Consider the following 14797-nt stretch of genomic DNA (forward strand, 5'->3'; position numbering starts at 1 on the left):
GGGCGTCGCGCAGGGCGACCAGCAGCCATGTTCAAGCGTCATCCGGGACGACACGCCACCCGAATCAGGTGGTCGCAGGCGCTGACCAGCGAAGGCGTCAGCCCATTCAGCATCAATGTCGGTAGAGCCGACGCCATCGCGAGCAGGCTCGCTCCTACAGTGGCCATTGGTCGAACCGGAACTCCAGATACATACCTGATCCCCTGTAGGCGCGGGTGTTACTGGAAACCGGGCAGGCCGTCAGAGGCCTGCATTGTCGATGTGCAGCACGGCACCGGTGACGCTGGCGCCGGCGCCACTGGCCAGCAACAGCAACGGACCATTCAGTTCTTGCAGGCCGGCACTCTTGCTTCGACCGGCAGCGATGACGTTGACGCGAATGCGGTGTGGCGTCAGCGACTGGGCCATGGCGCGGCTCATCCGAATGAGGCTGCTATGGGTGCGCAGGCATGGGTTCGGCTCGCTGATGGGACGCGGGGGCGGCTCGATATTGACGATGCTGCCACCGCGTTCGGCCCTGATCATATGCAGGCTGGTGCAATGAACGACGTGATTGTTCAGGGCTATGTGCTCGCGTTCGGCGCTGTTGTTGATCAACACATCGACGCTGCCGAAACGCTCCTGCACGGCATCCAGCGCGGCTTCGATACTGGGTCGGCGGGCGCTGTCGAGGCTGACGATCAACACTTCGCCACCTTCCCAGCGCAGGTCGGCCGCCAATTGCTCCAGTTGCGACGGATGCTGTGCGCCGAGGGCCACCCGGGCACCGGCAAGGCTGATCAGACGGGAGAAATGCGCACCCAGTCGGGTGGTGGCATCGGCCACCAGAACGGTCTTTCCAGCCATGGAAAATGGTTGCATGAGATCGCTCATGGGCGTACCTCCATCGGCACGGCGCGCCGGGTCAATACGGCGCGTGGCACAGAGAACCGCGGTGATGGAATGGGCGTGGCACCGAGCATTTTCAGCACCAGTTCCGAGTAATGTCGGATAACGTCATCGATGCCCCAGCGACCGTTGTCCTGGTACCAGACGCAGGCGTGGGTGAGCATGTTGAACAGGGTGCGCGCCATCAGTTTCGGTTCGGCGCAACTGAGCGAACCTTCCTTGACGCCTTGTTCCAGCAGTTCCTGCAACGCTTTCAAGTACAGGCGTCGGGCCTGGCGGACCTGCTCCAGATCCTCTTCGGCGAGGCTTCTGAATTCCAGGTTGCCGAGCATGGCCTCGTCCTGGTGTTCGAGGTGATAGCGCACGTGGCAGGCGATAAAGGCGAGCAGTTTTACATCGGCGGTCACAGCCTTTTTCGGCCGGCGACGCGTCCACTCCCGGGACAATCCCTGGAAGTACTCGAGGATCAGCTCCAGCAGCAGTTCGTTTTTGCCTTTGTAGTACAGATACAGCGTCGAGGCGTTGATGCCTGCTTCAGTGGCGAGCTGACGCAGGCTCATCGAGCCGTAGCCGTTACGCGAGATCAGTTTGATGGCGGCCAGGCGGATGTTGTTTTCAGTCATGTTCATGGTGTGATCCTGCGGCCTGTAGGAGCGAGCTTGCTTATGAAAAACGTCCGCACAATGCGGTCAGACGGCCTGCGTCATCGTTGGCGTCCATCGCGAGCAAGCTCGCTCCCACGGTTTGTTATTGCAGATTGCCGGCGACAGCGATGGTCTGGGCGGTGATGTAGTTCGACTCCGGCGAGCAGAACAGATACACCGCGTCCGCCGCTTCCTGCACGGTGCCCGGACGACCCAGCGGGTTGCGCTGGGCGAACGACTTGGCTGCTTCCGGGCTGATGCCGACACGAATGTCACGGCCTTCGATGTTCACCGTGGCGCCTGCGTGGGCGTCGGCCTTGGTCATGCGGGTTTCGATGAAACCGAAGGCCACGGCGTTGACGTTGACCTTGAAACGACCCCATTCACGTGCCAGCGCACGGGTCATGCCGATCACACCGGCCTTGGCCGACGAGTAGTTCATTTGCCCGGCGTTGCCGTTCAGGGCCGAAACCGAAGAAATGTTCACCACTTTGCGGAACACCTCGCGCTCTGCCGCCGCATCGGCCAGGGCCTGGGCCTTGATGATCGGGTAGGCGGCACGCAGGATGCGGAAGGGTGCCGTCATGTGGCAGTCGAGAATCGCGTACCACTGCTCGTCGCTCATCTTCTGGATCACGTCGTCCCAGGTGTAGCCGGCGTTGTTGACGATGACGTCAATGCTGCCGAAGTTGTCCATCGCGGTCTTGATGTAGCGGTCGCCGAAATCCGGAGCGCTGACGTTGCCGTGGCAGACAGCGGCTTCGCCACCCAGCTTGCGGATCATTTCAGCGGTCTCGTGGGCCGGGTCGGCGTCCAGGTCGTTGATCACGATGCGTGCGCCTTCGCTCGCCAGTTTCAGGGCGATCTGCTGACCGATGCCACGACCGGAACCGGTGACCAGTGCGACTTTGCCTTCGAGTTTTGCCATGGGGTGTTACTCCTCAGTTATCAGTTTTGTTTACAGAGCGATCACGGCGTCACCAATGATCTTGGTCTCGCCGTATTGATTGGTGGTACGCACTTCGACCTTGATGCGTTGCTCGCCGTCGACTTCGTAACGATCGACGACAGCGCCGGTGCAGGTGATCTGATGGCCCAGGTGGGTGATGCCGAGAAAGCGCACGCCGAACTCGCGCAATTGGCGTTGATCGACCCACTGGGTCAGCAAGCGGCCGAGGTAGGCCATCGAGAGCATGCCGTGGGCAAACACGTCGGGCATGCCCGCCCGGCGGGCGTAATCGGTGTCGATGTGGATGGCGTTGTGATCACCCGAAGCACCGGCGAACAGGGCCAGGGTGGTGCGGTTGATCGGCGGCAGGGCCAAGGGTGGCAGGGTGTCGCCGATGTTGATTTTTTCCAGGCTTATCGCGTTCATCTGTGTTCTCCGCTTCAGCTGTTGCGCTGCACAAGCACGCTGCGCAGATCGGCAACGTGCTCACCGTGCTGATTGGTGACTCGGGTTTCGCGCACCACGAATTCCAGGGCGCCGCCTTTCTTGTCGTAGATGTCGGCGATGCGCACATCGAAGCGCAACGTGTCGCCGGAATAGGCCATGCGGTGATAACGGAAGGATTCTTCTCCGTGCAAAATGCGCGCGGTGACGATGCCCAGTTCGTCGCGCCAGGCGTTCGACGGAATCTGGAACTCCAGCGAGAACAGAAAGGTCGGCGGTAGCGGCAGGTTGGGATGTCCGGCATCGCGCGCGGCCTGCTCGTCAAAGTAAATCGGGTTGGTTTCACCAGTGGCCTTGGCGAAGAAGCGCAGTTGTCCGGCTTCGGCGGTCACGAGGAAAGTGGGCAGTTGTCTGCCGATGTGTTTCTTGTCGATCATCGAAATGGCTCCTTTGCTGAGCGGGCGCGTCAGTTTTTCTGGTACACGGTGACCACGCAGGCGCCGCCCAGGCCGAGGTTGTGCTGCACCGCGATGCGTGCGTTCTGCACCTGGCGTTGTTCGGCGGTGCCGCGCAATTGGTGGGTCAGCTCATAGCACTGGGCCAGGCCGGTAGCGCCCAGAGGGTGGCCCTTGGAGAGCAGGCCGCCGGACGGGTTGGTCACCCATTCGCCGCCATAGGTGTTGTCGCCGTCGTTGACCAATTGCTCGCCACCGCCCTCGGCGCACAGGCCCAGGCCTTCGTAGGTCAGCAGTTCGTTCTGCGCGAAGCAGTCGTGCAGCTCGATGACGTCGATGTCCCGGGGCCCGATGCCGGCCTGGTTGTAGGCGATATCCGCGGCCATGCGCGTCATGTCGAAACCGACCACGCGGATCATGTCCTTGGCGTCATAGGTACTTGGCAGGTCTGTGGTCAGCGCCTGGCCGGCCATCAGCACGTCGGTGCGCAGGCCATGCTTCTTCGCGAACGCTTCGGAGACCACGATGGTGGCGGCCGCGCCGCAGGTCGGCGGGCAGGCCATCAGGCGGGTCAGCACGCCTTCCCAGAGCATCGGCGCAGCCAGCACTTCTTCGGTACTGACCACATTGCGGAACACGGCCAACGGGTTATTGGCCGCGTGACGACTGGCCTTGGCGCGGATCTTGGCGAAGGTCTCAAGCTTTGTGCCGTACTTTTGCATGTGCGCGTAACCGGCACCGGCAAACTGGCGGATGGCGGTAGGCAGGTCCGGCATGCCGACCAGTTCGTTGGTCAGCTTGAGCGCCCGCTCCGTAGCGGGGGCACGGTCGGTCCAGGCGGACTTCAGCGCGCCCGGGTTCATTTGTTCGAAACCAAAGGCCAGCGCGCAATCCACCGCGCCGCTTTGTACGGCCTGGCGCGCCAGGAACAGGGCACTGGAACCGGTGGCGCAGTTGTTGTTGACGTTGATCAGCGGGATGCCGGTCATACCCACGCGGTACAGGGCTTTCTGGCCGCAGGTCGAATCGCCGTAGACGTAACCGGCGTAGGCCTGCTGGATGTCATTGAAATCCACACCCGAATCGGCCAGGGCCTGGCGGATCGCTTGTTCGCCCATGACGTCATAGGGCTCGTTGGTCCCCGGTTTCTTGAACTGGATCATGCCGACGCCAGCAACGAATACCTTAATGCTCATCGTGTGTTTCCTTTTTGTTTTTGAGGGTCAGAGCTTGCGCGCGATCATTTCGCGCATGACTTCACTGGTGCCGCCGTAGATGCGATTGACGCGCGAGTCGACGAACGCGCGGGCGATCGGGTACTCCATCATGTAGCCGTAGCCACCGTGCAGCTGGACCATGTCGTCGATGCATTTCCACAGGGTTTCGGTGGTGTAGAGCTTGGCGATCGCCGCTTCTTCCAGGGTCAGGCGGCGGCGCATGTGCTCGCCTAGGTAGTAGTCGACCATCACCCGCATGGCGGTGGCCTGGGCCTTGATGTCGGCGAGCTTGAATTTGCTGTTCTGGAAGTCCCAGACGGTCTGGTTGAAGGCCTTGCGGTCCTTCACGTATTCAAGGGTCTGTTCCAGCAGGCGCTCCAGCTTGGCGGCGGCGGACACCGCGATCGAGAAGCGCTCCTGGGGCAGTTCGACCATCAGGTAGGTAAAGCCCAGGCCTTCTTCGCCAAGGCGGTTGCCGACTGGCACGCGGACGTTGTCGAAGAACAGCTCGGCCGTGTCCTGCGCATGCTGGCCCACCTTGTCCAGCTTGCGACCATGTTTGAAACCGGCGCGACTGGCTTCCACGGCGATCAGGCTGATGCCCTTGGCGCCGGCGGCCGGATCGGTCTTGCACACGACGATGACCAGATCGGCGGTCAGACCGTTGCTGATGAAGGTCTTGCTGCCGTTGATCACATATTCGTCGCCATCACGCACGGCGGTGGTGCGCACGGCCTTGAGGTCGCTGCCGGTGCCGGGTTCGGTCATGGCGATGGCCAGGATGATCTCGCCAGAGCAGATGCCCGGCAGCCACTTCTGTTTCTGTTCTTGGTTGCCGCAGCGATTGATGTACGGCGCAATGACGTCGGAGTGCATGCCGAAGTAGGCGCCACTCACGCCAGCCCGGGCGAACTCCTCGTTGAACACCGCGCTGTGACCGAAGTCGCCGCCGCCACCACCGTATTCAGTGGGCAGGGTGATGCCGAGCAAGCCTTCACGACCGGCCTTGAGCCAGGTCTCGCGGTCGACCTGGCCGGCTTTGTCCCAGGCTGCCTGGCGCGGCACGCATTCGCGCTCGAAAAAACGGCGCACGGTGGTGCGAAACATTTCATGGTCGTCGCGGAAAACGGTTCGGGCGATATGCACGCAAGACTCCTCAATGATCACGGGCCGGCTTGCTTGGGCCTGGCGCTGATGCAAGGCGCGACGTGCGCCTTTGAACTGAGGGTTACGATAGGGTGGGGGGCTGGTGTGAACGCCACCCGAGGCGGGTGGCGAGACAAAAATCAATCAACTGTGGGAGCGAGCCTGCTCGCGATGGCGGTTTGTCAGTCAACTTTGATGTTATATGTGCCGTCCTCCTCGCGAGCAAGCCCGCTCCCACAGGGTCTTTACAGGTCTGTTATTGCGGGGCGGGATCACCCTGCGATTCCAGGTCACGCACCCGCGCCACCGCTTCGTCGCGACTGTTGACCCCGAGCTTGCTGTAGATATGACTCAGGTGCCATTTCACGGTTTCCGGGGACAGTCCCAGGGCGCGGGCGATTTTCTTGTTGGGCAGGGCCTGGGCCAGCAGGCGCACGACTTCGATTTCCCGCTCACTCAACGGCTCCATGCCGGCGGCGAGCGGTTTACCTGCCGAGACCGGGGAGGGTTTGCCGGTCGGCGCGGTGGGCACCGTCACCTGGGCCGCTTGCAGGCGCTCGACGTAGAACGCCAGCACCGGGTCCAGGGTTTCTTGGCTCGTGATCTCAGAGATCAGTTTCAGTGCGTCCGGGTGGGCGTCGAGCAGGCTGCGCAACAAGCCGAAGCGTTGCCCGCGGCGCAGCGCCTCCATGACGTGAACCCGTGCGGCATCGGGATTGCCGCGCTGGGACTCGATGACGCCACTGAGCACCAGCAGCCGTACTGAACCGAGCTGGCGGCGATGCAACTCGCAGGTTTCGATCAACTGTTCGATCCGCTTCAAGGCGCCGTCCAGGTCGCCTTGTTCAATCTGCCAGCGTGCCCGCGCGTTCTCGGCCAGGATATGGATTTCCTTGAGGGCGCTTTGTCCTGCATCGGGATGGCGCGCATCGATCGCTTCCAGGCGCGCCAGTTTGGCGTGGGCCTGCCCATGCTCACCGAGAATCATCAGCCAGCGCACCTGCCAGGTCAGGCAGTAGGCTTGCAGTCGCTCCAGGCCGAGTTTGACGGCGTACTCGTCGAGCCGTTCGACATAGGCCAGGGCTTCCTGATGATTGCCTGCCAGCCATTGCACATTCCACAGCACCTGCATCACGCGCAGTACCGAGTCGGGAATCGAGATGCGCTCCAGGATATCGATCCAGCCCGAAAGCAGTTTGAATGCCGCATCGACGTCATTGGTTTCGTACAGCACCTCGCCCAGCAGCGCGGCGGAGAGGTAAGTCGCGTCGGCACCGGCCTTGCCGCACTGGGCGGCTTCATGCATCACATCCCGATAGACCCGTTCCGCCTGCTTCATCTGGCCTTCCAGGGCGTGGCTCAAGCCAATCATGCAGCGACCTTGCAGACTGCCGGCGGTGGTTCCCAGAAGGTGTTCGCCATTGATCAGCAGCAGGGGCCGGTCAAGTTGTATCTGGCGCGCCTTTTCGTATTCGCCCCGGTGCATGTAGAGCCAGGAAAGGATGTTGGCGCACGAGCCGATGGCGACACTGTTGCTGCCTTGGGGTGGATTGAGCAATTGCGGCAGTACTGTCATCGCCGCGTCGGTGTCATCGCGCTGCAGCGCCAGGGAGGCACGCAGTATCGCGATCATGAACCGATCATGGACATCACTCTCGGGCACGTCGTTGAACAGTTGATCGAGGCTGTTGGCGCACGCTGTGAAATCCCGGGCATAAAGTTGCATCCGCGCCTTGAGGATGCGCAGCTTCACCCGCGCCTGCACTTGTTCGACCGGCAGCAGCCGAACCAACTCGATCAACATGCGCAAGTCGCCGTGGGCATACAGCGCTTCGGCGTTTTGTTGCACCAGGTCGGCAGCGGCATCAGGGTCGCCCGCCATCACGGCATGGTGCACGGCTTCATCCAGATGCTGGTGGTCACGGAACCAGGCCCAGGCCCGCGCGTGCACCGCCTGTTGTTCGGCCTTGCTGCGCGAATCGAAGTACTTGAGCAATGTTTCACGCAGCAACGGATGCAGGCGGTACCAGGTTTCGCGCTGGGCGCTGTCCACCGGGATCAGGAACAGGTTGTCCCGTTCCAGGCGGGCAAGCAGGGCATTGGCTTCGCGGACCGCTTCCGGGTTGCCGCTGAGGGCGGCGCATAACGAGGCGCAGAAGCGGTTGCAGACGGCCATGAGCAGCATCAAGTCCAGATCCGTCGGCGACAGATGGGACAGCACTTCGATTTCGAAAAACTTCGCGAAGGCCTGATCGTCCCGCACCTGTGTCTGGTCGGATGCGGCGACGAACGGGCGATTTTTCTTGCGGCTGACCGCCAGCAATTGCAGGCCGGCAACCCAGCCGTCGGTCAGCTCATGCATCAGCTTGGCGTCGCGGGCGCTGATGTCGCCCAGTTGAGCCTTGAGAAAGCGTTCGGACTCGCTGGGCGTGAAGCGCAAGTCGCGCAGATTCAGTTCCAGCACCAGTTCCTGGCTGCGCAACCGCGCCAGGGACAAAGGCACGACACTGCGTGACACCAGTGCCAGGTGCAGATTGGCCGGTGCGTAGTCGATCAGCCATTGCAGGGCCTGATGAATCCCGACGTCGGTCAGATGGTGCAGGTCGTCGAGCACCAGCACCAGTTCGCGGCCACGGTTGGCAATACTGCGCACCAATGTGATGACGGTACGTTCTACCGCCTCGCTGTCGATACCACGACCTTCCAGCTGGGTGGCTTCGTGTACCAGATCCGGGTCGACCTGACCGAGGCTGGCCAGCAAGTAGTCCAGGAAGCGAGTCAGTTCGTTGTCATCGGCAGACAGCGTCAGCCAGGCCACGTCGAAGCCCAGCGGCAACAGCGCCTGGCGCCAGGCAATCAGGGTCGAAGTCTTGCCGCAACCCGCCGGCCCCTTGAGCACGATGCAGCGCTGGCGACGCGCCTTGAGCATTTGCTCCTGCAGCGATTCGCGGGAAATCAGGCGCCCGGCGCTGCGTGGCGGGATCAGTTTGGTACTGACGATCGGCGACTGAGTCGGATTCAAGACCAGGCTGGAAGGCGTGTCCGAGGCGGTGGACTTGCGGGGTTTATCCATGGGGCTGTCCGAATCTTTTTTGTTTTGGGAAGGCACTGAACCCAGAGGAGTGTAACGCACCGCCAGCCAGTCATGGCCCTGTGTTTGGTATTCGCCACCCGATGCGGGTGGTGGTCGGCGAACAGGGGATTGATTAACTGGACATCACAAAATGGGGTGCTGCAAGGCGCTCCGTCAGAATAATGGAGCGACGGCAATGGGTGTACTGAGCGGCATTCGAGTGGTGGAATTTGCGGCAATCGGCCCGGCACCTTTTGGCACGATGCTGCTGGCGGACATGGGGGCCGACGTGGTGCGGATCGACCGTCCGGTGGCAGCGAGCGACCTGGGTCCGAAGCTTGAAGGCAAGCGCGCCGACATTACAGGGCGCAATCGGCGTTCGGTCACTCTGGACCTGAAATGTCCGCAAAGCGTCGCCGCAGCACTGGAATTGATCGAACGAGCCGATGTGCTGATCGAAGGCTTTCGCCCCAGCACCATGGAACGTCTGGGTCTGGGCCCGGAAGTGGCGCTGGCGCGCAATCCGCGACTGGTTTATGCGCGCATGACCGGTTGGGGCCAGACCGGGCCGATGGCTGACCGTGCCGGCCATGACCTGAACTACATCGCCTTGTCTGGCGTGCTATCGGCCATTGGCCCGGCCGGTGGTCGGCCGGTGCCGCCACTGAACTTGGTGGGCGACTACGGCGGTGGCGGCATGCTGATGGCGATGGGCGTGCTGGCGGCGCTTGTGAATGTGCAACGCGGCGGGGCCGGGCAAGTGGTCGACGCGGCCATGACCGAGGGCGCGGCACAGTTGGGTTCGGTGGTCTGGGGCCTGTTGGCCGGTGGTCACTGGACCGAACAGCGCGGCAGCAACCTGCTCGATGGCGGTGCGCCGTGGTACGACACCTATGAAACCCGCGACGGCCAGCACATGTCGATCGGTCCGATCGAATCGCGTTTCTACGCCCAAATGCTGGAAATCCTCGGGCTGGCAGGCGCCGACCTGCCGCGTCAGCACGACCGGGCTGGCTGGCCGCGCTTGCGTGAGGCCTTTACGGCGGCCTTCCTCAGCCGCACTCGGGCAGAGTGGGCAGAAGCGTTTATCGACAGCGATGCCTGCGTAGTGCCGGTATTGGGCCTTGTTGAAGCTGCGCAACATCCCCACAGCGTGGCTCGCGGCAGTTTTATCGAGGTCGATGGCGTCGTCCAGCCAGTCCCGGCCCCGCGTTTTCTCGGCACGCCCTCGGCGCAGCCGCGAACGGCGCCGCAACGTGGCGAGCACGGTTACGAGGCGCTGCGCGACTGGGGTTTCGACAGCGTCGCCATCGAGCGTCTGCATTCGCTGGGCCTGGGCTTCAAGGCCTGACCTCCCTCCCATAAAAAACATAGAGGTTAGTCCATGGCCATTCAGTTCAAGATCATCGATCACGTGGCAGTCATTACCCTCGATGCGCAAGCGTCGAACAATGCACTGTCCATCAGCGACCTGATGCACCTGCGCAAGACGCTGGTGGCTTGCCAGGATGACGAGCAGGTGCGGGTCATCGTGCTGACGGGCGCCGGTGAACGAGCGTTCTGCTGTGGTGCGAGCCCGCGCGAGCCGTCGCGCGGGTTGTCCGGTTTTGTTGCCGGAGCGCTGAAAAGCCGCGAAACCGAGGCTGAGGAGGGCGGCTATGCGCGGTTGTTCGACCTCAGCGACCTGGAGATCTGGAAGCCGGTCATCGCCGCCATCAATGGTGTTTGTCTGGCCGGCGGTTTTGAACTGGCGCTGCAATGTGACCTGCGCATTGCCGCCGAAAGCGCCGCGTTCGGCTTGCCCGAAGTACGCGACGCGACCATTCCGGCAGCGGGTGGCGTGCAATACCTGCTGCGCGCGGTGCCCGCCGCCCACGCCATGAAAATGGCACTGACCGGTGAGCCGATCAATGCCCAGGAAGCCTTGCGCATCGGGCTGATCATCGACCTCCTGCCACCGGAACGGTTGATGTCCGCCGCCCTGAGCCTGGCCGAACGAATTGCCGCCAATGGCCCCCTGGCGGTGCAGTCGATCAAGCAGTTGGCGGTGCAAACCGCACACCTGACGCCCCGTGATTTCGTGATTCAAACCCACTTGCACTGGGGGTTGCTGCGCGACAGCCAGGACCACGCCGAAGGGCGCGTGGCCATGGCCGAGCAACGCACGCCCAACTACATCGGTGCGTGACGCACCGCCCAGTGACTGAATGCGTTCTGACCTGACAACAATAATTCACAGGAAACCATCATGTATCTGACCCAAGGACTGCACCGTGTTTTACAGCAGCGCCCCCATGCCCTGGCGACGGTCTTCCGCGACCGGCGCCACACCTATGCGCAACTGGCCGACCGCGTAGCCCGCCTGGCCGGCGCTTTGCAGCAACTGGGCATGCAGAGCGGCGACCGCGTGGGCCTGCTCGGTCTGAACTCCGATCGTTTTCTCGAGTACTACCTGGCCACCTGGTGGGGCGGTGGCGTGGTCAACCCGGTCAATATTCGCTGGAGCGTGGCGGAAATCGTCTATTCGCTGGACGACTGCGACACACGCATCCTGATGATCGACGACACCTTCCTGCCAATGGCCGAAACCATTGCCGGCACCGCCAGGGTGCGGCCACTGTTGATCCACATCGGCGAAGGCCCGACGCCCGAGGGCATGCTGTCCTACGAGCAACTGATTCGTGAAACCGAACCTGTCGATGATGCCTTTCGTGGCGGTGAGGACCTGGCCAGCATCCTGTACACCGGTGGCACCACGGGCCGGCCAAAAGGCGTGATGCAGTCGCACATGAACCTGTGGTCCGCCGCCGTGGCCCGCGCCGCCGATGTCCCGGTGCCAACCGATGCGCTGACCTTGCACATCGCTCCGATGTTCCACCTGGCCGCGCTGTCGCGGGTGATCCTGATCTCGTTGCTGGGTTTGCCGAGCATCTTCGTCCCGTCGTTCGACCCGCTGAACGTGATGCAAACCATCGAACGCGAGCGCATTACCGACATCCTGATCGTTCCGACCATGATCCAGGCCTTGATCATGCATCCGGAGTTCGCCAACTACGACCTCAGCAGCCTGTGCAGCCTGACCTATGGCGCCTCGCCGATTGCCGTGCCCCTGCTGGAACTTGCCCTGAAAGCCCTGCCGAATGTCGAGTTCACCCAAGGCTATGGCATGACCGAGGCCGCGCCGCCCATCTCCGCCAACGGCCCGGAAAACCATGGCCCCGAAGGCATCGCCAATGGCCGGTTGCGCTCGGCCGGGCGCCCAGGACTGGGTGTGACGGTGCGCATCGTCGATGAAAACGACAACGAAGTCCCACGCGGTACGGTTGGTGAAGTGGTGGTGCGTGGCCCGAACATCATGCTCGGCTACTGGAACAAACCCGAAGAAACGGCCCAAGCCCTGCGCGGCGGCTGGATGCACACGGGCGACGGCGCCTACATGGACGACGACGGTTACATCTACATTGTCGACCGCTTCAAGGACATGATCGTCAGCGGTGGCGAAAACATTTATTCGGGAGAAGTCGAAAGTGCGATTTCCAGTCACCCGGCCGTCGCTTCGTGCGCGGTGATCGGCATTCCCTGCGCGCATTGGGGTGAGGCGGTACACGCGGTGATCGTGCTCAAACCTGATCGCCAAGCGGCTGGCGCCGAGATCATCGAGCATTGCCGTCGGCAGATCGCCGGCTACAAGACACCGAAGTCGGTCGAGTTCCGCGCCGCGCTGCCGCTGTCCGGTGCCGGCAAGGTGCTCAAACGCGACCTGCGCGAACCGTTTTGGGCCGGCAAGGACCGGAGTGTCAGCTGATGGCGCTGGACAATGGAGGGGCAACGATTCCTGAGGGGTTCACAGCGCTGGAAGGCCTCTCGGGCTTCCTGCGCAATTGCGGTGACTTCTTCCTACATGATGAACGGCCGATCATGGCCGTGCGTCTGCAGCCGCATCACCTCAACTACGTGCGCATCGCCCATGGCGGTTTCCTCGCCACGGTTGCGGACAGCGCCTTCGGCGTCGTTTTACGGCGCCATTTGCGGCCGCCATCGGTTGCACTGACAGTCAACCTAAACGTCGATTACATCGGACCAGTGCGCGAAGGCGAATGGCTGGAGGCGCATGTGGAAGTGCTCAAGACCGGTGGCACCTTCATCAACGCCAGCTGCCTGCTGAAGGTCGGCGAGCGCCTGGTGTTGCGGGCCAACGGTGTCTTCACCACCTGGAAAGGCAAGACACAATGTACATGACCCAGTGTCTGCAACGCACCCTGCAGCAAAACCCGGAGCACCTGGCGACGATTTTCGGCGATCGCCGCCAGACCTATCGACAGTTTGGTGAACGTGTCGCTCGCCTGGCGGGCGCCTTGCAGAACCTCGGCATGGCGGCGGGTGACCGGGTCGGCATGCTGGCGCTCAACTCCGACCGTTATCTTGAGTATATCATGGGCGTGTGGTGGGGCGGCGGGGTGCTCAACCCGGTCAACATTCGCTGGAGCGTGGCGGAGATTGTCTATTCGCTGGACGATTGCGCCACCGGCTTCCTGATTGTCGACGAGCACTTCGCGGCGATGGCCGAAGGTATCCGCAAGAGCGCCCGTCAGGCGCCACGGTTTATCTACGCCGGGGACGGTGAAGTGCCGCCGGGCATGCTCGGTTATGAGCAGTTGCTAGCCCAGGCAACGCCGGTCGAAGATGCCGGGCGCGGCGGGGAAGACCTCGCCTGCATCATGTACACCGGCGGCACCACCGGGTTTCCCAAGGGGGTCATGCAGTCCCATCTGAACCTGTGGTCGGCGTGCATGCCACGCATGGTCGACATGCCGCCGATACGCGGTGGCCGGTTGTTGCACGTCGCACCGTTGTTCCACGTCGCCGGCATGGCCCGCGCGTTGATCCAGTTCATGGCCGGTGAAACCCATGTGCTGCTGTCGGGTTTCGACGCGGCTGAGGTGCTGCAAGTGATCGAGCGGGAGCGGATCACCGAGACGCTGCTGGTGCCGACCATGATCCTCGCGCTGCTGGCCCTTCCGGACTTCGATCGCCATGACCTGGGTAGCCTGAAACGCTTGACCTACGGCGCGTCGCCCAGCGCTGGCGAAATGGTGGAACAGGTGTTGGCCCGGCTTCCGGATCTCGAGCTTTCTCATTCCTACGGACTGACCGAAGCCTGCCCGGTGGTGTCGAGCAATCTGCCGTGCAATCACACGCCGCAAGCGCGCCAGAGCGGTTTGTCCCGTTCCGTCGGGCGGGGCGGCTTGGGGGTCAACGTGAGGATTGTCGACCCGCAAGGCCAGGAAGTTCCGCGAGGCACCGTGGGCGAGATCATCGTGCGCGGGCCGAACATCATGCAGGGCTATTGGAACAAGCCTGAAGAAACCGCCCGGGCATTGCGTGATGGCTGGTTGTACACCGGTGATGCCGCGTACATGGACGAGCAGGGGTACCTGTTCATCGTCGACCGCCTCAAGGACATGATCGTCAGCGGTGGCGAGAATGTTTACTCGGCGGAAGTCGAAAATGTCCTCGCCCGACACCCGGCCGTGGCGCAGGCGGCGGTGATCGGAGTTCTCCATGAGCAATGGGGCGAGGCGGTGCACGCGGTGGTGGTGCGCAAGCCCGGCGCCCAGGTCGATGCCGAGCAATTGCGCTTATATTGCCGGGAGTTCATCGCCGGCTACAAATGCCCGAAATCCATCGAGTTCCGCGAAGCGTTACCGCTGTCAGCTGCCGGCAAAGTCCTCAAGCGCGAACTGCGCAAATAACCCATTCCACACCACTTCCCCCCGGTAGGAGCTGGCTTGCCAGCGAAGGCGTCCTCACATTCACCGCTGCACTCAAGGGCATCTTCGCCGGCAAGCCGGCTCCTACAAGGGCTGTGTTTCAAACCATCTATTTTCGCTACCCGATCCGGGTGGCTTCACCACCCGCCCGCGTCAATACAGTGGACTCACGAACCAGGCGCAAGCCATGCCTGGCCACCCACTGGAGAT

13 protein-coding genes are annotated in these 14797 nt (G+C 62.6%); 5 read left to right on the top strand and 8 right to left on the bottom strand.

All coding sequences use genetic code 11. The annotated features are described in order from the left end of the window. Positions 1-240: 240 nt before the first annotated feature. From ACNYC6_RS29955 to ACNYC6_RS29990, 8 genes are all read right to left on the bottom strand, one after another. Entirely contained in the window at positions 241-873 is a 633-nt protein-coding gene (locus ACNYC6_RS29955) for an SDR family NAD(P)-dependent oxidoreductase (RefSeq protein ID WP_419710470.1), read from the bottom strand. Next, positions 870-1517, bottom strand: a complete 648-nt coding sequence (locus ACNYC6_RS29960) for a TetR/AcrR family transcriptional regulator (protein WP_419710471.1) — start codon at positions 1515-1517, stop codon at positions 870-872. Before ACNYC6_RS29960 ends, ACNYC6_RS29955 begins: the two co-directional genes overlap by 4 nt. Positions 1518-1635: 118 nt before the next feature. Then, complete coding sequence (locus ACNYC6_RS29965) at positions 1636-2460, bottom strand: SDR family NAD(P)-dependent oxidoreductase (RefSeq protein ID WP_419710472.1); 825 nt, start codon at positions 2458-2460, stop codon at positions 1636-1638. A gap of 30 nt (positions 2461-2490) precedes the next feature. Next, the gene (locus ACNYC6_RS29970; RefSeq protein WP_419710473.1) at positions 2491-2907 is read right to left on the bottom strand and encodes a MaoC family dehydratase; all 417 of its coding nucleotides are present in this window, start codon (positions 2905-2907) and stop codon (positions 2491-2493) included. A 14-nt stretch (positions 2908-2921) separates the two neighbouring features. Beyond that, on the bottom strand, positions 2922-3362 hold the full coding sequence (locus tag ACNYC6_RS29975; protein WP_419710474.1) for a MaoC family dehydratase N-terminal domain-containing protein: 441 nt from the start codon (positions 3360-3362) through the stop codon (positions 2922-2924). A 29-nt stretch (positions 3363-3391) separates the two neighbouring features. After that, complete coding sequence (locus tag ACNYC6_RS29980; RefSeq protein ID WP_419710475.1) at positions 3392-4576, bottom strand: lipid-transfer protein; 1185 nt, start codon at positions 4574-4576, stop codon at positions 3392-3394. Positions 4577-4603: 27 nt separating this feature from the next. After that, entirely contained in the window at positions 4604-5704 is a 1101-nt protein-coding gene (locus ACNYC6_RS29985) for an acyl-CoA dehydrogenase family protein (RefSeq protein WP_419713040.1), read from the bottom strand. Between the two features lie 295 nt (positions 5705-5999). Continuing rightward, entirely contained in the window at positions 6000-8816 is a 2817-nt protein-coding gene (locus ACNYC6_RS29990) for a LuxR C-terminal-related transcriptional regulator (protein WP_419710476.1), read from the bottom strand. 196 nt (positions 8817-9012) lie between these two features. Here ACNYC6_RS29990 and ACNYC6_RS29995 point away from each other — a divergent pair, with 196 nt between their 5' ends. The 5 genes from ACNYC6_RS29995 to ACNYC6_RS30015 are packed head-to-tail and all read left to right on the top strand — an operon-like array spanning position 9013 to position 14569. Further along, positions 9013-10167 (top strand): CaiB/BaiF CoA transferase family protein, encoded by a 1155-nt coding sequence (locus ACNYC6_RS29995; protein ID WP_419710477.1) that lies wholly within the window; start codon positions 9013-9015, stop codon positions 10165-10167. A 33-nt stretch (positions 10168-10200) separates the two neighbouring features. Then, positions 10201-11004: an enoyl-CoA hydratase/isomerase family protein gene (locus ACNYC6_RS30000; protein ID WP_419710478.1), complete on the top strand. Its 804-nt coding sequence runs from the start codon at positions 10201-10203 to the stop codon at positions 11002-11004. Between the two features lie 60 nt (positions 11005-11064). Continuing rightward, complete coding sequence (locus ACNYC6_RS30005; protein ID WP_419710479.1) at positions 11065-12621, top strand: acyl-CoA synthetase; 1557 nt, start codon at positions 11065-11067, stop codon at positions 12619-12621. After that, positions 12621-13055 (top strand): PaaI family thioesterase, encoded by a 435-nt coding sequence (locus ACNYC6_RS30010; RefSeq protein ID WP_419710480.1) that lies wholly within the window; start codon positions 12621-12623, stop codon positions 13053-13055. Before ACNYC6_RS30005 ends, ACNYC6_RS30010 begins: the two co-directional genes overlap by 1 nt. Continuing rightward, positions 13046-14569 (top strand): acyl-CoA synthetase, encoded by a 1524-nt coding sequence (locus ACNYC6_RS30015; protein WP_419710481.1) that lies wholly within the window; start codon positions 13046-13048, stop codon positions 14567-14569. The genes ACNYC6_RS30010 and ACNYC6_RS30015 overlap by 10 nt, the downstream gene beginning before the upstream one ends. Positions 14570-14797 lie beyond the last annotated feature (228 nt).

The organism is Pseudomonas sp. NFX224 (genome assembly GCF_048565165.1).
GTDB lineage: Bacteria > Pseudomonadota > Gammaproteobacteria > Pseudomonadales > Pseudomonadaceae > Aquipseudomonas.